Origin of the sequence: Ralstonia flaminis (genome assembly GCF_958415495.1) — a bacterium.
Taxonomy (GTDB): Bacteria; Pseudomonadota; Gammaproteobacteria; order Burkholderiales; family Burkholderiaceae; genus Ralstonia; species Ralstonia flaminis.
Map to the genome: position 1 here is coordinate 21532 of NZ_CATZLL010000003.1, position 15579 is coordinate 37110.

Annotated in this window: 14 protein-coding genes; 1 reads left to right on the forward strand and 13 read right to left on the reverse strand. The window is 65.0% G+C overall.

All coding sequences use genetic code 11. The features are described from left to right. Positions 1 to 37 precede the first annotated feature (37 nt). From R2N11_RS04880 to R2N11_RS04925, 10 genes are all read right to left on the reverse strand, one after another. Positions 38 to 517, reverse strand: coding sequence for a cupin domain-containing protein (locus R2N11_RS04880; RefSeq protein ID WP_199032450.1), 480 nt, complete (start codon positions 515 to 517; stop codon positions 38 to 40). 70 nt (positions 518 to 587) lie between these two features. Further along, positions 588 to 983 (reverse strand): VOC family protein, encoded by a 396-nt coding sequence (locus R2N11_RS04885; protein WP_199032449.1) that lies wholly within the window; start codon positions 981 to 983, stop codon positions 588 to 590. Positions 984 to 1151: 168 nt separating this feature from the next. Beyond that, positions 1152 to 1883 carry an LrgB family protein gene (locus tag R2N11_RS04890; RefSeq protein WP_316680359.1) on the reverse strand — a complete coding sequence of 244 codons (732 nt, stop codon included), beginning with the start codon at positions 1881 to 1883 and terminating at the stop codon, positions 1152 to 1154. Beyond that, a complete protein-coding gene (locus R2N11_RS04895; protein ID WP_021195925.1) occupies positions 1880 to 2257 on the reverse strand; it encodes a CidA/LrgA family protein in 378 nt (125 codons plus the stop codon). Before R2N11_RS04895 ends, R2N11_RS04890 begins: the two co-directional genes overlap by 4 nt. Positions 2258 to 2309: 52 nt before the next feature. Further along, positions 2310 to 3563, reverse strand: a complete 1254-nt coding sequence (glcF, locus tag R2N11_RS04900; protein ID WP_199032447.1) for a glycolate oxidase subunit GlcF — start codon at positions 3561 to 3563, stop codon at positions 2310 to 2312. A gap of 12 nt (positions 3564 to 3575) precedes the next feature. Continuing rightward, positions 3576 to 4709, reverse strand: coding sequence for a glycolate oxidase subunit GlcE (gene glcE / locus R2N11_RS04905; RefSeq protein ID WP_316680360.1), 1134 nt, complete (start codon positions 4707 to 4709; stop codon positions 3576 to 3578). A 24-nt stretch (positions 4710 to 4733) separates the two neighbouring features. Further along, positions 4734 to 5654 (reverse strand): ion transporter, encoded by a 921-nt coding sequence (locus tag R2N11_RS04910; RefSeq protein WP_199032445.1) that lies wholly within the window; start codon positions 5652 to 5654, stop codon positions 4734 to 4736. 17 nt (positions 5655 to 5671) lie between these two features. Continuing rightward, entirely contained in the window at positions 5672 to 7165 is a 1494-nt protein-coding gene (locus tag R2N11_RS04915) for an FAD-linked oxidase C-terminal domain-containing protein (protein WP_316680361.1), read from the reverse strand. Between the two features lie 507 nt (positions 7166 to 7672). After that, positions 7673 to 8563 carry a LysR substrate-binding domain-containing protein gene (locus R2N11_RS04920; protein ID WP_199032443.1) on the reverse strand — a complete coding sequence of 297 codons (891 nt, stop codon included), beginning with the start codon at positions 8561 to 8563 and terminating at the stop codon, positions 7673 to 7675. A 27-nt stretch (positions 8564 to 8590) separates the two neighbouring features. After that, positions 8591 to 10009 carry an FAD-binding oxidoreductase gene (locus R2N11_RS04925; RefSeq protein ID WP_199032442.1) on the reverse strand — a complete coding sequence of 473 codons (1419 nt, stop codon included), beginning with the start codon at positions 10007 to 10009 and terminating at the stop codon, positions 8591 to 8593. A 132-nt stretch (positions 10010 to 10141) separates the two neighbouring features. On the opposite strand from R2N11_RS04925, the gene R2N11_RS04930 reads away from it, so the two are divergent. Then, a complete protein-coding gene (locus R2N11_RS04930; RefSeq protein WP_199032441.1) occupies positions 10142 to 10711 on the forward strand; it encodes a cob(I)yrinic acid a,c-diamide adenosyltransferase in 570 nt (189 codons plus the stop codon). Positions 10712 to 10780: 69 nt separating this feature from the next. Here the strand turns inward: R2N11_RS04930 and R2N11_RS04935 are convergent, their stop codons facing one another. The 3 genes from R2N11_RS04935 to aroG form a co-directional block, all read right to left on the reverse strand. Continuing rightward, positions 10781 to 11683 carry a mechanosensitive ion channel family protein gene (locus R2N11_RS04935; protein WP_199032440.1) on the reverse strand — a complete coding sequence of 301 codons (903 nt, stop codon included), beginning with the start codon at positions 11681 to 11683 and terminating at the stop codon, positions 10781 to 10783. 139 nt (positions 11684 to 11822) lie between these two features. Continuing rightward, positions 11823 to 13985: a c-type cytochrome gene (locus tag R2N11_RS04940; RefSeq protein WP_316680362.1), complete on the reverse strand. Its 2163-nt coding sequence runs from the start codon at positions 13983 to 13985 to the stop codon at positions 11823 to 11825. A gap of 219 nt (positions 13986 to 14204) precedes the next feature. Next, positions 14205 to 15284, reverse strand: a complete 1080-nt coding sequence (gene aroG, locus R2N11_RS04945) for a 3-deoxy-7-phosphoheptulonate synthase AroG (RefSeq protein WP_199031365.1) — start codon at positions 15282 to 15284, stop codon at positions 14205 to 14207. Positions 15285 to 15579 lie beyond the last annotated feature (295 nt).

Consider the following 15579-nt stretch of genomic DNA (forward strand, 5'->3'; position numbering starts at 1 on the left):
GCGCCATGGTTTGACCACCTAAGCCCGCCTGAGCCCACTACGCCCCGAAGGGCGTCAGCTCGCGTTGCGGGTGGATATCCACCACGTCAACCTGCTCGCCACGGCGCAGCATGCGCTTGCCCAGACGGGGGAAATCGGCAATCTCGATGTTCAGGTGTTCGCCGCCGCACAGGTAGAGCAGGTCGTCCTTGCCGCAGTTGCGCAGGTGGTGCGCCACGCCCACGGGGAAGGCCATGAAATCCCCCGCGCGCACGGTGAACATGCTGTCGGCAATCTCGGCCTGCGCTTCGCCCGAGAGGATGTAGATCCACTCCTCTTCGCGCTGGTGCGAGTGGTAGACAAACGACTCCTTGCCCGGCGGCACGCGCGCGAAATTCACGCCCGTGCGCTTGAGCCCGAGCAGCCGGCCCATCATCGTGCCGTGGATTTCCGACAGGCTGTTCCAGGGGTGCGAAAACGACTGCGTGCGCGCAGCAATATCGGCGGCGCGCATGAGATACGGGGACTGACTCGGCATGGTTTTTCTCTGTCTCGGTAAGTCAGGCCGACGCCCGCGCGCCGGCCTTTTGGGGCCCCTTGGGGGGGGCTTACTGCTGTAGTAGGTACGCCTGCGTCTTGGCGTCCGGCTCGTGCAGGCCGACGCGGTTGCCTTCGGTGTCGACAATGTGGGCGATGCGGCCCATGTTGTCGGGCAGCGTCATCGGGCCGAACACGCATTGGCCGCCGCTGCCGTTCACGCGCTCAAGCACGGCATCCAGGTTGGGTGCGTTCAGGTAGACCACGCTGCCCTTGTCCGACGGGGCAAAGCCTTCGCCCTTGACCAGCGCGCCGTGGATGGTCGTTTCACCTGCCGGGAACACGCCCATGGTCAGGTCGCCCATGTCCTCCTGCTTGAGCTGCGTGTCGAAGACGTTCTCGTAAAACTTCACCGCGCGCGGGAAATCGTTGGCGGGGATTTCAAACCAGTTGATGACGCTTGCCATGGTGCTCGCTCCGGTTGATGGCTCGGGCGGTTGGGGGTGCCGTTGCCGTTAAGGTGGAGCGATTCTGGCGGGGGGCTCCTGACAGCGTTCTGTCAGGAGCCTTCAGGAGGGAGTGGGGGTGTTGCGGATTGCCCAGGCAGTGAATGCCGGGGCGGAGTGAGGCAGGGCTCAGTGCGGAATCCAACCCGCCAGCAGCGGCACGAGTATCGCCGTCAGCACACCGTTCAAGCCCATGCCCAACGCCGAGAATGCACCCGCTTCCGGGCTGACCTGGAACGCGCGCGCCGTACCGATGCCGTGCGCTGCAATGCCGGTCGCAAAGCCGCGCACGCTGTACTCGCGGATGCGCAGCAGGTTCAACAGCCGTGTGGCGGTGGTTGCGCCCACGATGCCGGTAATCAGCACCAGCACGGCCGTGATCGTCGGCGCACCGCCGATCTTCTCCGAGATGCCCATGGCGATCGGGATCGTTACCGACTTCGGCGCCATGGAGCGCAGTGTTTCCGGCGAGGCACCCAGCAGCCACGCGATGCCAACCGCTGATACCACCGCCACGACCGACCCGGCCAGGAGCCCGCACATCAGTGGTAGCGCATGCCGGCGCAGTTTCGACCACTGCTGGAACAGCGGCACCGCCAGCGCCACGGTGGCGGGCCCCAGCAGGAAGTGCACGAACTGCGCGCCGTCGAAGTAGGTCTTGTACGGCGTGTGCGTCACCGTCAGGAGCGTGCCCAGAATGACCACCGCAATCAGCAGTGGGTTGACCATCGGATTGAAGCCGCTGCGCTCGTGCAGGCGCACGCCGATCAGGTAGGCAATGAGCGTGGCGGTCAGGCCCAGCAGCGGGCTGGCGGCCAGGTAGACCCAGAGCTGGTACAGGTTGGGTGCCATCGTGTTCATGGGGCAAGCTCCTCGTTGGCCTCGCCGTGGTCACCCATGCGGCGCATCAGCGCGCGCGTGACGAGTGCCCCTGCGGCAATCGACAGCCACGTCGACACGACGGTCGCCACCACAATCGGCAGCCATTCCTGCCCGATGCGATGCAGTTGCGTGATCACGCCCACGCCGGCCGGCACGAACAGGATGGTCAGGTGCCGCAGCAAGTCGCTGACGGTGCCCTGCATGACTTCGAGCACGCGGCCCTTGTCCACCAGCAGGTAGATCACCAGCAGCACCATGCCGATCACCGGGCCCGGCACGGGCAGGTGCAGCGAATACGTCAGCAGCTCTCCGATCGACTGGAACGTCAACAGGATCGCGAAGGTTTGCAGCATGGGGCCTCCGGGCAAAACGAAGCGGGCAGTATAGAACCGACGCGCTGACGTTTCAGGCCAGCATCCGGTCCACCAGCTCGATCCAGTGCTCGACCGGCGTATCGGTGCCGCTTTGCAGATGCGTGACGCAGCCGATGTTGGCGGTGACGATGCGCTCCGGCTGCGTGGCTTGCAGTTTGCTGAGCTTGTCGTCGCGCAGGCGGTAGGCCAGTTCCGGTTGCAGCACGGAGTACGTGCCCGCCGAGCCGCAGCACAGATGGCTGTCAGCGCAGAGTTTGACGTCCACGCCGAGCGAGGTGAGCAACGTTTCCACTGCCCCACGAATCTGCTGGCCATGCTGCAGCGTGCAGGGCGGGTGCCACGCCACGCGCGGGCCTTTTGTCCCCCCGGCGGCGGGTTTGGCCTTCTGCAGCAGCGCATCGGAGAAGGCCGGCAGCACTTCGCACAGGTCCCGCGTCATGGCGGACACGCGCGCCGCGCGCTCGGCATAGGCGGGGTCGTCGCGCAGCAGGTGGCCGTATTCCTTGACCATCGCGCCGCAGCCGGAGGCCGTCATGACGATGGCTTCGGCGCCGGCTTCGATATGCGGCCACCACGCATCGATATTGGCACGTGCGTTGCCGAGGCCGCCCACGTGGTCGTTCATGTGGTAGCGGATGGCGCCGCAGCAGCCGGCGCGGTCTGCGCTGATGAGCTGCACGCCCAGCTTGTCGAACACGCGCGCCGTGGCCGCATTGATGTTGGGCGACATGGCGGGCTGTACGCAGCCTTCGAGCAGCAGCATCTTGCGTGCGTGTGTGGCGACCGGCCGCACACCGGCGCGTGGCTGCTTGGCGGGGACCTTGTTGCGCAGCACGGGCGGCAGCAGCGGACGCACGGCCTGCCCCAGCCTGAGCGCGGGGCCGAACAGCGCAGGCCGCGTCAGGCTCTCGCGCAGCACCCAGCGCACCGCGCGCTCGCCCAGCGGACGCGATTCACCACGCGCGTCGAGCTGGTCGTCGACGATCTTGCGGCCGATCTCCACCAGCCGCCCGTAGGTCACGCCGGAGGGGCAGGTCGATTCGCAGTTGCGACAGGTCAGGCAACGGTCCAGGTGCAGGCGCGTGGCCTGGCCGGCGGGCTGGCCTTCGAGCACCTGCTTCATCAGGTAGATGCGTCCGCGCGGGCCGTCCAGTTCGTCGCCGAGCAGTTGGTAGGTCGGGCAGGTGGCCGTGCAGAAGCCGCAGTGCACGCACTTCTGCACGATGCTTTGGGCTTCTTCGCCGTCGGGGGTGTTGCGCAGGAACGCCGCGAGCGTGATTTGCATGATGAGCGTGCGTTAGAAATCGGCGTACAGACGGCCCGGGTTGAAGATGCCGTGCGGATCGAAACTCTCCTTCAGGCGCTTGTGCACGGCCATCAGCGGCGCGGCGACGGGCGTGAAGATGTCGCTTGTGCGCTCGCCGTTGCGGAACAGCGTGGCATGGCCGCCGGCTTTGCTCACGGCATCGCGGATGGCGTCGGCGGGCGTATTGGCGGTATCGATCGACCAGCGCTGACCGCCGCCCCATTCGACGAGCTGTTCATCAACAGAGGCGTGGCCGAGTGCCAGCGGTGGCGTCGCCGGTGGCAGAGCGATGCGCCACAGTGGCAGGCCGCTCTGCAGGGCACGCGCAAAGAATGCATGCGACTGCTCACGCAGGTCGCGCCAGAAGGTGGCGGCTTGCGCATCGTCAACGCGTTCGCCACCAAGCTTGGTGATGGCGGCACGCACCGCCGCATCGGCGCCGCTCAGGCGCAGCCACAGCGCACCGTCGATCCACGCAGACGCGGCAATCGGTAGCGGCTGACCGCCCCAGCGGTTGAGCGTATCGATGGCCTCGGCTTGCGCCATGGCAAAGCGCAGCGTGGCATCGCAGAACGGCATCGGCAGCACCTTCAGCGACACCTGCACGACAAGGCCCAGCGTGCCGAGCGCGCCCGCCATCAGGCGCGAGACGTCGTAGCCGGCCACGTTCTTCATCACCTGGCCGCCGAAGTTGAGCACGTCGCCTCGGCCATCCATGACCACCGCGCCGAGTACAAAGTCGCGCAGCGCACCCACCGATTGCCGGCGCGGGCCCGACAGCCCGGAGGCAAACGCACCGCCTACGGTTGCCTGCTTGCCGTCCGCGGCAAAGTGCGGCGGCTCGAACGCCAGCATCTGCCGGTGCTCGGCCAGTGCGGCCTCAATCTCGACGAGCGGCGTGCCGCTGCGTGCGGTAATCACCAGCTCCGCGCAGTCGTAGTCGACGATGCCCGACCATGTGCGCGTATCAAGCACGGTGGCGTTGGCCGCAGGCGCGCGGCCGTAGAAATCCTTCGTGCCGCCACCGCGCAGGGTGAGCGGCGTGCGGGTGTCGGCGGCTTGCAGGATCGCCTCACGAAAGCGTGCAAGTGTGGGCGGGAGTGCGGTGTCTGGCGTGGTGGGCATGTCGAGACGTCCGGGCGCTGCAGCTCACTGGCTGCTGGCGGTTTCCGTGGAAAGAGGGGGCAGCTTGGTCGCGCAACGCTTGCAGAAGACGGCGTCGGCGTCGTGGCCTTCGGTGGCACAGTGCGTGCAGGTGCGCGCCTTGGGGGAGCGCTCGCGCATGGTGTTCACCAGTTCCGCACCGATGATGCCGGTGGGGAACGCGATGATGCTGTAGCCGAGCAGGATGGTCATCGATGTGATGAACTGCCCCAGCGGGGTCTTCGGCACCAGATCGCCGAAACCTGTGGTGGTGAGCGTGACCACCGCCCAGTACATGCTGACCGGAATGCTGGTGAAGCCGTGTTGCGGCCCCTCCACCACGTACATCACCGTGCCCAGGATGATCGTGATGATGAACACGGTGCCCAGGAACACGAAGATCTTGCGTCGGGCGTTGACCAGCGCGCGCAGCAGCACCTGCGCTTCTTCAAAGTAGATGGTGAGCTTGAGTACCCGGAACACGCGCAGCAGCCGCAGCAGGCGCACGTCCACCAGATACGCCATTTCGGGCGCAAAGACGGCCAACCACGTCGGCAGAATCGACACGAAATCGATGACGCCGTAAAAGCTCAACACATAACGCCAGGGCTTCTGCACCACCAGGATGCGCATGACGTACTCTGCCGTGAACAGCAACGTGAACAGCCATTCGAGCACCGTGAACAGCGTGCCGGCCCGGTCATGGATGCTCGGCAGGCTGTCGAGCATCACCACCGCCACACTGGTGACGATGGCAAGCAGCAGGATCTCGTCGAAGCGCCGGCCGGCACGGGTCTCGGCCTCGAAGATGATGATGTACCAACGTCGGCGCCACCCGTCTTCTTCGGGTTTGCCAAGGTACTCGCCAAGGCGCGCGTTGTGGGCGTGCCATCGGTACCGGTCGGGGCGGGATGGGTTCTGGCTCATGGGTGGTTCGGGTGGGCTCAGAAGCGCGGCAGGTCTGGGTGCGGCAGCAGGCCGTTGCGCACGTGCAGCTTGCCGTATTCGGCACAGCGCGCGAGCGTGGGGATGGCCTTGTCGGGGTTCAGCAGGCGTACCGGGTCAAAGGCGGCCTTCACGCGCAGGAAGGCGTCGCGCTCTTCGGTCGAGAACTGCACGCACATCGAGTTGAGCTTCTCGACGCCCACGCCGTGCTCGCCTGTCACCGTGCCACCCAGCTCCACGCAGGTCTCCAGGATGTCCGAGCCGAACAGCTCGGCGCGGTGCCACTCGTCCTGGTCTTCGCCGTTGAAGAGGATGAGTGGGTGCATGTTGCCGTCGCCCGCGTGGAACACGTTGATGCAGCGCAGGGCGTATTTCTGCTCCATTGCCTGAATGCGCCGCAGCAGCGTGCCGATGTGCTTGCGCGGGATGGTGCCGTCCATGCAGTAGTAGTCGGGCGAGATGCGGCCGGCTGCCGGGAAGGCATTCTTGCGGCCGCTCCAGAACTTCAGGCGCTCGGCCTCGCTTTGCGAGACCTGGATGCGCGTGGCACCCGATGCGCGCAGCACCTCGCTCATGCGGGCGATCTCTTCGGCAACCTCTTCGGGCGTGCCGTCGGATTCGCACAGCAGGATGGCAGCGGCGTTCAGGTCGTAGCCGGCGCAGACGAATTCCTCCACCGCGGCGGTGGCGGGCTTGTCCATCATCTCCAGCCCCGCCGGGATGATGCCGGCGGCAATCACGTCGGCCACGGCGTTGCCGCCGGTTTCCACGTCATCAAAGCTGGCCATGATCACCTGCGCGAGTTGCGGTTTGGGGATCAGGCGCACGGTCACTTCCGTCACCACGGCCAGCATGCCTTCGGAGCCGATGATGGTGGCCAGCAGGTCCAGGCCGGGCGCGTCGGGTGCCTCGCTGCCGAACTCGACCACCTCGCCATCCATCATCACGGCGCGCACGCGCAGCACGTTGTGCACGGTCAGGCCGTACTTCAGGCAGTGCACGCCGCCGGAGTTCTCGTTCACGTTGCCGCCGATGGTGCAGGCGATCTGCGACGACGGGTCGGGCGCGTAATACAGCCCGTGCGGGTTGGCCGCTTCCGAGATGGCGAGGTTGCGCACGCCCGGCTGCACCACGGCGGTACGCGTGTAGGCATCGACCTTGAGGATGCGCTTGAACTTGGCCAGTGACAGCACCAGCCCGCCCGGCGTGGGCATCGCGCCGCCCGACAGGCTCGTACCGGCACCGCGTGGCACCACGGGCACGCCCATGCGGTGGCACACGCGCAATATCTGCACGACCTGCGCCTCGGTGTCCGACAGCACCACGGCCAGCGGCACCTGCCGGTAGGCGGCCAGGCCATCGCATTCATAGGGGGTGGTGTCTTCGCGTTCCCAGAGCAGGGCGTCGTCAGGAACGATCTGCGACAGCGCGGCGGTCAACTCGGCCTGCAGGGCAGACAGGTCACGGGCGGTGGCGGGTAGCGGCGCGTTCATGGGTGTCTCTCATGGTTCTGCCCGGCAGCGGTGGCCGGGTGGGAGGCACTATAGCCCGGCCGCCGCGCCACGCGGCGTGTTAAGGACTTTTGCGGCGATGAATTTGGCTCGCGCGAATGGCCAATCGCATTCATCGCGGTGCAGCAAGGCTGTCATGGTCGATGGCGGACCTTCAAGCGCCGCCATCGACGCTTCCACTGCCGACGGTGGAGCTCAAACCTGCGACATCGGCACTAAAAGTTTCGAATCCGGAGCCCCGGTGCTCCGGGCGCGGAGGTTAAACGGTCAGCGTTGATGAAAAAAGCAGCAACGCCGGAGCAAAAAAGGTCGGGCGTCGGACCTCTGAGGTGCAACGTCGGACCTCAAAGGTCCGGCGTTGCTGCTTTTTGCATCACCGTCGGAGGTCGGCAGCTCCAACGTCGGTACTAAAAGTTTCGAATCCGGAGGTTTGAGGTGCGATGGCCCGCCAGAGCGCCCTATCGGCGATCGGCGATAGGGCCAGGCGTGTTACCAATCCAACCCAAGCAGCCAGTCCACAAAGTGCTGCGCCTCGGGCTTCATCGGCGCCTGCTCGCGCTGGACGATGTAGTACGCATGCGGCGAGGTCGATTCGATGTCCAGCAGCCGCACGATCTGGCCTGACGCCAACCAGTTGCGCGCCATGGCCTGCCGCACCAGTGCCACGCCCTGGTTGGATGCCACGGCTTCGAGCATCAAGCCGATGTCGTTGAAGAGTGAGCCGGTGGAAGGCTCCGGGGCATCCAGCCCCGCTGCCTCGAACCACGGGCGCCACGGCTCCAGCGGGCTGCGCAGCAGCGTGAGGTTCAGCAGTTGCGAGGCTTCGGTGATGGTGGTGCCGCTGATCTGCTCGAAGTAGCCGCGCCCGCATGCCGGGAACACCGGCTCGTTGAGCAGCAGCGTCGTCTTCAAATCCGGATAGCGCCCCGTGCCGTAGCGGATTTCGACGTCGGTGTCCTCAGCCTTTACGTCCAGGAATGGGATGGAGAGATGCAGCTCCACGTCGATGTGCGGGTACAGCGCGTTGAACTCGGGGATGCGCGGCACGAGGTGCTGGCGCCCGAAGGTGGGTGGAATCGCCACGCGCAGCCGCGCGCGTTGCTTGCTGAATTCGGGCCGCGCCAGCTCGTGCAGGCTCTTGAGCGCGTCCTGCACGCTGCGCAGGTAGCGCGTGCCGGCAGCCGTCAGCCGCAGCGCAGTGCCGGTGCGCACGAACAGGTCTTCGCCCCACAGCTCCTCAAGGTTCTTGATGCGGTGGGACACCGCGCTGGGCGTGACCGACAGCTCTTCGGCCGCACGCGCGAAGCTCGCATGGCGCGCCCCCGCTTCGAAGGCAATCAGCAGATGCAGCGGAGGAACGCGCTTGAAGACGGAGGACATGCGGGCGGTCGCTGGTGGTTGAGCCGGTTACAGGTGGAAGATCTTGCCGGGGTTCAGGATGTGCTTCGGGTCCAGCGCCTGCTTGACGCTGCGCATCAGGTCGATGGCATCGTTGCCGTGCTCGGCGACGAGGAAGTCCATCTTGTGCAGGCCGACGCCGTGCTCACCCGTGCAGGTGCCGTCCATGGCAATCGCACGCGCGACGATGCGCTGGTTGATGCGTTCAGCTTCTTCCAGTTCTTCCGGTTTGTTCGGATCAATCAGCAGCGCGACGTGGAAGTTGCCGTCGCCCACGTGGCCGACGATGGGGGCGGGCAGGTGCAGCGCGCTGGCGAGCAGGTCTCGCTCGGTTTCCACTACGCACTCGGCCAGACGTGAGATCGGCACGCACACGTCGGTGGTGACGGCACGGCAGCCGGGCTTGAGTTGGAGGAAGGCGAAGTACGCGTTGTGGCGGGCGTTCCACAGGCGGCTGCGGTCCTCAGGCCGGGTGGCCCATTCAAAGCCCTGGCCTTTGTGTTCCGCGGCGATCTGCTGGACGGTCTCGGCCTGTTCCTGCACACCGTGCTCCGAGCCGTGGAACTCGAAGAACAGCGTCGGCATTTCGGGCAGCGTGAGCTTGTCGTACTGGTTGATCGCGCGGATGGCCAGCGCATCGACAAACTCCACGCGCGCAATCGGCACGCCCATCTGGATGGTGTCGATCACGGCAGACACCGCATCACCCATGCTCGGGAAGGCGCATACCGCGGCGGATACCGCTTCCGGCTGCGGATACAGCTTCAGCGTGATCTCGGTGATGATGCCCAGCGTCCCCTCGCTGCCGATGAACAGGCGCGTGAGGTCATAGCCCGCTGACGATTTGCGCGCGCGGTTGGCCGTCTTGATGATGCGGCCGTCGGCGGTGACGACCGTCAGGTTCAGCACGTTCTCGCGCATCGTGCCGTAGCGCACGGCATTGGTGCCGGACGCGCGCGTCGCGCACATGCCGCCGATGGACGCATCCGCACCCGGGTCGATCGGGAAGAACAAACCGGTATCGCGGATCTCGGTATTGAGTTGCTTGCGCGTGACACCCGGCTCGACCGTCACCGTCAGGTCTTCCGGGTGGACGGACAGTACATGGTTCATCTGCGAGAGGTCGAGGCTCACGCCGCCGGCCACGGCCAGCAGGTGACCTTCGAGCGACGAGCCTGCGCCGTACGGGATCAGCGGAATCTCATGTTCGAAGCAGAGCTTGGCGACGGCGGCGACGTCCTCGGTGGTCTGCGCGAAGACGACGGCGTCGGGCAGCATCGGGTCGTAGGCGGATTCGTCGCGGCCGTGGTGGGCACGCACGGCTTCGGCGGTGGAGAGGCGATCGCCAAAACGGGCACGCAGCGCGTCGAGCATGGCCTGCGGGATCGGTTTGCGGATCAACTGTGAGTGAGGAGCGGGGTGGTTCATGGCGTCTCGCGGTGGCTGCGGTCTGGGGCCGCAGTTTGGGAGCAACGTGGGCTGTCATTCTAACGCCGGGGTCGCGCGCGGCTTGCGATAATGGCCAGCATCGATATTGCACCGCATCCAGGGAGACACATCGTGGGCAACCGCTTATCCAAGATCGCCACGCGCACCGGCGACGACGGCACCACCGGCCTCGGCGACGGCAGCCGCACAGCCAAAGATAGCCTGCGCATCGCCGCGATTGGCGACGTTGACGAACTGAACTCGCACATCGGCGTGCTGCTGACGGAAACGTTGCCCGACGGCGTGCAGGACGGGATACATGCAGCGCTCACCGCGATCCAACACGACTTGTTCGATCTGGGCGGCGAGCTGTGCATCCCCGGCTACACGATGGTCACGACGGCGCACGTGCTGCGGCTGGACCAATGGCTGGCCGATTACAACGCCGATCTGCCGCGCCTGGCCGAATTCATTCTGCCCGGCGGCAGCCGTGCGGCGGCGCAGGCGCACATCTGCCGCACCGTCGCGCGCCGGGCGGAGCGCAGCATCGTCGCTCTCGGCCGCACCGAGGCGATTGGCGAGGCGCCACGCCAGTACGTCAATCGCCTGTCAGACCTGTTGTTTGTACTGGCCCGCGTGCTCAATCGTGCTGGCGGTGGCGCGGATGTGCTCTGGGAGCGCGACGTACATAAGCCGGCGTAACCCGCGTCGCCGCGCCAAAACAAAACGGCCCGGTATTTGTACCGGGCCGTTTGCTTTGCTGGGCGAGGGTCAGTTCATGCTGGTCGGTGTTGTTGTGCTTTGCGCCATTGCGGCCAGCCCTTGCAACTGCGCCGGCGTGGTGATGGTCAGCGCTTGCGACGGGGTTGGCGCCGGGAAGCCGGCTTCGGTCAGCGCTTCCTTGATCGTGCGATTGGTGTCGAAATACACCTGCCAGTAGTTGTCATTGTGTGCGTACGGGCGCACCGCCAGCACGGGGCCGACCAGGTTGAACTCCAGGATCTCCACGTCGACGGGCGGATCGGTCAGCACGTTCGGGATGGCCGCGATCTTCTCTTTGAGCAAGGCGATGGCGGCACGGTGGTCGGCGCTGCCGGCCAGCTGCGCCTTCAGCTCCACGCGGCGGAATGGGTTCGAGGTGTAGTTCTGGATCGTGTCGGCGAAGATCTTGCCGTTGCCGACGATGGTGACCACGTTGTCCGGCGTGTTGAGTGCGGTAGCAAACAGACCGATTTCCTTGACCGTGCCCGTGATGCCGCCGACCGTCACGAAGTCGCCCACCTTGAACGGCCGCAACACGATCAGGAATGCACCCGCCGCAAAGTTTGACAACAGCCCAGACCACGCCATGCCGATCGCTACACCCGCTGCCGCGATCAGTGCTGCAAATGTTGTTGTCTGGATGCCGAAGTAGCCCAGGATGCCGATCACCAGCAGCACGTTCAGCGTGACGGTGATGATCGAGCCGACGTAGCGCAGCACGGTCGGATCGACCTTTTGCCGACCCAGCGAGTTTTCCACCATGCGCACCGCCAGGTTGATCAGCCAGCGGCCGACCACCCAGAAGACGATGGCGGCAAGGATCTTCATGCCGACGTCGGCGGCGTACTGTTCGACGATCGCCTGGTACTTGCTTGCGGTGTTGGTGGCGGTTTCCACCAGGTTGTCTGCCATAGTTGCCTCCGGGGTGGGCAGGGGAATCTCCCTACGATATGCCAAAGACAACGCACTTGTGTGACTTTGATACGTTTTGGTCACATTTGTTATATATTGCGCCGCACCTACGTCCCCTGTTGGACAGGGGCCTCACGGGTCAATAGCGCGCGTCGGCAGGCTTCTTGTCGCGCGGCCAGTCGTTGACCTTAGGCGCGAAATCCGGGCGGGGCATGTGTGAGAAGAACTCCGCCACATCCAGGGCTTCCTGGTCCGTCAGCCCGCCTTGACCCAGCGGGAACCGGTTGTGGAACGCGATCGGCATGTTGTTTTTCACGAACGCGGCCGCGGTGTAGGTGCGTGCCATGCCGGCACCAATGTTGAACGACTGGTCGCCCCACAGCGGCGGATAGACGTGCTGGCCCTGAGCGTTCGTGATGCCTTCGCCGTTGGCGCCGTGGCACAGCGCGCATTGCGCCGCATAGATGTTCCGGCCGTTTTTCGCGTTGGGTACCAGGCTCTTGTCGATCTTGCCCACACCGCGCCCGGCGACCTTGTCTTCCGGCTTGGTCTCGCGCTTCATCCAGTCGAAATAGGCGACCATCGCTTTCATCTCTTCGGAATTTACCGGTAGCGGCTTGCCGTTCATCGAGCGCAGGAAGCAGCCGTTGATGCGGTCCTCGAGCGTAATGATTCGCCCCGCGCGCGGCGCGTAGCTCGGGAAGAAAGCAGACAGACCGACATACGGAGAGCCATCCGCTACCGTGCCCGCATTGAGGTGGCAACTGGCGCAATTGAGCTTGTTGCCAACATTCCGGGGCAGCATGTTGTGCGTGTCGATGTTCAGGCGCGCACCCAGCACCAATTGCTTGGCGTTGGGTTCGCTGAGCATGGCAGCCAGGCGCGGTGTTTCAAATTGGCTGGCATCCAGCTTCCTGACTTCCAGTTCCTTGCGTGCCTTGCTCACGTCGGACGCCGCCACCGGTTGCGGCTGCCGTGTGGCGTTGCTCCAGCTCTCGCGCGTGAAGTTCACGATGTCGGCAATTTCCTGGTCACCCAGCCGGGCGAACGACGGCATGGTCAGCACCCGGGCGTGGCGCGCCGTCTGCGCCGTGGCGGAGCCGGTCAGCATGATGTGCAGCAGCGTGGCGGGGTTGCTGTCGCCCAATACCGGGTTGCCTGCCAGCGGCGGGAACACGTTGGGCACGCCATCGCCATTGCTGCGGTGGCAATCGGCGCAGAACTGCAGATAGCCCAGGCCGCCGCGACTGGTGTAGAGGCTTGCGGGCGGCGTGAGCATGCCCGAGGCGGGCGGAACGATGACGGGCGCCGGACCTTGCGCCACCTGCATTGGCTTGTCGATGGCGCTGGCGGGCAGGGACTTGAGGTACTCGCCAATGGCCAGCAGATCGCCGTTGGTCATGTACTGCGTACTGTGCTGCACCACGTCCACCATGTTGCCGGACACGGCGCCATGGCGGTTGCGTCCGGTCTTGAGCATTTCGGCCACATCCTGCGGTGTCCACAGGCTGCGCAGGCTCAGGGCCCGCCAGCCTTCCACCGTTTCGCCGGCCAGGAAATATTTGCCCTTGGCGGCGGCCTCGGACATGGTCTTTTCCTGGAATCCGATACCGCGCGGCGTATGGCAGGCACCGCAGTGTCCCAGGCCTTGCACGATATACGCGCCCCGGTTCCATTCCACGGATTGCGAAGCATTCGGCTGGAAGGGCTCGCTCTCCAGAAAGGCCCAGTTCCACAGCGACAGCCCCCAGCGCTGGTTGAACGGAAACGACATGCCCAGCGGCTTGTTGGTCTGCTGCACCGGTGCCACGCCCTTCATCAGGTAGGCGTACAGCGCCTGCATATCCTCCGGTGTCGTCTTGGCGTAGGACGGATACGGCATGGCCGGGTACAGGTTGTGGCCATCTGCGGCCACACCCTTGCGCATCGCGCGGTCAAACTGCTCGAACGTATAGCGGCCAATGCCGGTGGTGGCGTCCGGTGTGATGTTGGTCGAATACAGGGCACCGAACGGCGTCTGCAGGGCAAGCCCGCCGGCCATCGGCTTGGATTTGTCACTGGTGTGGCAGGCAACGCAGTCCCCCAGACGCGCCACATAGCGGCCGCGCTCCACCTGTGCGCGCGTTACGTCGTCCATGTCCTTGGTGTTGCTTGCGGGCAGGTCGTCGATGACCTGCGGCACCTGGGCATGCGTGGATGCCACAGCGGACGGTTGTTGTGGTTGTGCCTGCGCCCCCCATTGCAACGCCGCAGAAGCCACGGTGATCAGGGTGAACTGCAGGACTCGCTTTTTCGTACGCATAAGTGTGTGGGCCTGGACCGTGCCGACTGGCTTTTCTTCTGGGGATCGGCATCCGCTGGTATGGCCCTATTCTATTGAGACGGGTAGCTTCAAGATCACATCATCCTTGCCTCTGTTTGATCCACCTCATGACGGTGGTGCGGTGCCGGTGCTGTACTCGGCGCAGGAAAAGAAAAAGGACGCCCGCAGGCGTCCTTCCTCAAATCACATCGGGGCAGATCAGTTGCCGCTGCCCGGCACCAGACGGCGCTTGCGCACGGCGTCGGCCAGCGTCTCCAGCACCTTCAGCGAATCGTCCCAGCCGATGCAAGCGTCGGTCACGCTCTGGCCGTAGGCCAGGTCGGACACCGGCGTGCCTTGCACGTGGTCCTGGCGGCCGGCGTTGATGTGCGATTCCACCATCACGCCGACGATGCGGTTGTCGCCCGCAGCCATTTGGCGGCCGATGTCTTCGCACACCGGAATCTGGTTCTCGTGCTTCTTGCTGCTATTGGCGTGCGAGGCGTCGATCATCAGGCGTGCGGCCAGGCCCGACTTGGCGATGGCGTCGCAGGCTTCCTGCACGCTGGCGGCGTCATAGTTGGGCGCCTTGCCACCGCGCAGGATGATGTGGCAATCCTCGTTGCCCGCGGTCGACACGATGGCCGAGTGACCGCCCTTGGTGACCGACAGGAAGTGGTGCGGCTGCGACGCGGCCTTGATGGCGTCCACGGCAATCTTCACGTTGCCGTCGGTGCCGTTCTTGAAACCAACCGGGCACGACAGGCCGGAAGCCAGTTCGCGGTGCACCTGGCTTTCGGTGGTGCGCGCGCCGATCGCGCCCCAGCTCACCAGGTCGGCGATGTACTGCGGGCTGATCACGTCGAGGTATTCGGTGCCGGCAGGCAGGCCCAGCTCGTTGATGTTCATCAGCAGCTCGCGCGCGGTGCGCAGGCCGTCGTTGATCTTGAAGCTGCCGTCCATGTGCGGGTCGTTGATCAGGCCCTTCCAGCCGACCGTGGTACGCGGCTTCTCGAAGTACACGCGCATGACGATTTCCAGCTCGTTCTTGAAGCGCTCGCGCTGTTCGACCAGGCGGCGGGCGTAGTCCATTGCCGCCTTGGTGTCATGGATGGAGCAGGGGCCGATGATGACGATCAGGCGGTCATCCATGCCGTGCAGGATGCGGTGCATCGCGTTCCGGCTTTGGTAGATCAGATCGGACACGGTGTCGCTGCACGGGAATTCGCGGATCAAGTGCGACGGCGGCGTCAGCTCTTTCAGTTCGCGAATGCGCAAATCATCGGTGTTCTTCGGCATGGAAAGCTCCAGGGGGATGTCTTGGTTCGAGTATTGGAAACGTCTACTGTGTTCGGATCATGTTTCGCGTCGGCGCCGGGGTGGGGCGGGTGACAGGGCGAAAAAAAACCGCCAGGGTCGCTGGCGGTTTTCGGTATCTGCTGGGTGCTTTATTTTTGTTGCAAGCGCCCCTCTCCTTCCGCCAGCGGTGCGAGATGCCAAAAGTAAAAGTAAAAAAACTTGGCGAAGGACATGGAGAGAATGCTAAGTACTGCAACAAAAATTAGGAAAGCGCTACTGCGCCGCACCAATCGAA

Coding starts and splice junctions, on each gene's coding strand:
- R2N11_RS04880 (WP_199032450.1), bottom strand. CDS start 517: ATGCCGAGTCAGTCCCCGTATCTCATGCGCGCCGCCGATATTGCTGCG.
- R2N11_RS04885 (WP_199032449.1), bottom strand. CDS start 983: ATGGCAAGCGTCATCAACTGGTTTGAAATCCCCGCCAACGATTTCCCG.
- R2N11_RS04890 (WP_316680359.1), bottom strand. CDS start 1,883: ATGAACACGATGGCACCCAACCTGTACCAGCTCTGGGTCTACCTGGCC.
- R2N11_RS04895 (WP_021195925.1), bottom strand. CDS start 2,257: ATGCTGCAAACCTTCGCGATCCTGTTGACGTTCCAGTCGATCGGAGAG.
- glcF (WP_199032447.1), bottom strand. CDS start 3,563: ATGCAAATCACGCTCGCGGCGTTCCTGCGCAACACCCCCGACGGCGAA.
- glcE (WP_316680360.1), bottom strand. CDS start 4,709: ATGCCCACCACGCCAGACACCGCACTCCCGCCCACACTTGCACGCTTT.
- R2N11_RS04910 (WP_199032445.1), bottom strand. CDS start 5,654: ATGAGCCAGAACCCATCCCGCCCCGACCGGTACCGATGGCACGCCCAC.
- R2N11_RS04915 (WP_316680361.1), bottom strand. CDS start 7,165: ATGAACGCGCCGCTACCCGCCACCGCCCGTGACCTGTCTGCCCTGCAG.
- R2N11_RS04920 (WP_199032443.1), bottom strand. CDS start 8,563: ATGTCCTCCGTCTTCAAGCGCGTTCCTCCGCTGCATCTGCTGATTGCC.
- R2N11_RS04925 (WP_199032442.1), bottom strand. CDS start 10,009: ATGAACCACCCCGCTCCTCACTCACAGTTGATCCGCAAACCGATCCCG.
- R2N11_RS04935 (WP_199032440.1), bottom strand. CDS start 11,683: ATGGCAGACAACCTGGTGGAAACCGCCACCAACACCGCAAGCAAGTAC.
- R2N11_RS04940 (WP_316680362.1), bottom strand. CDS start 13,985: ATGCGTACGAAAAAGCGAGTCCTGCAGTTCACCCTGATCACCGTGGCT.
- aroG (WP_199031365.1), bottom strand. CDS start 15,284: ATGCCGAAGAACACCGATGATTTGCGCATTCGCGAACTGAAAGAGCTG.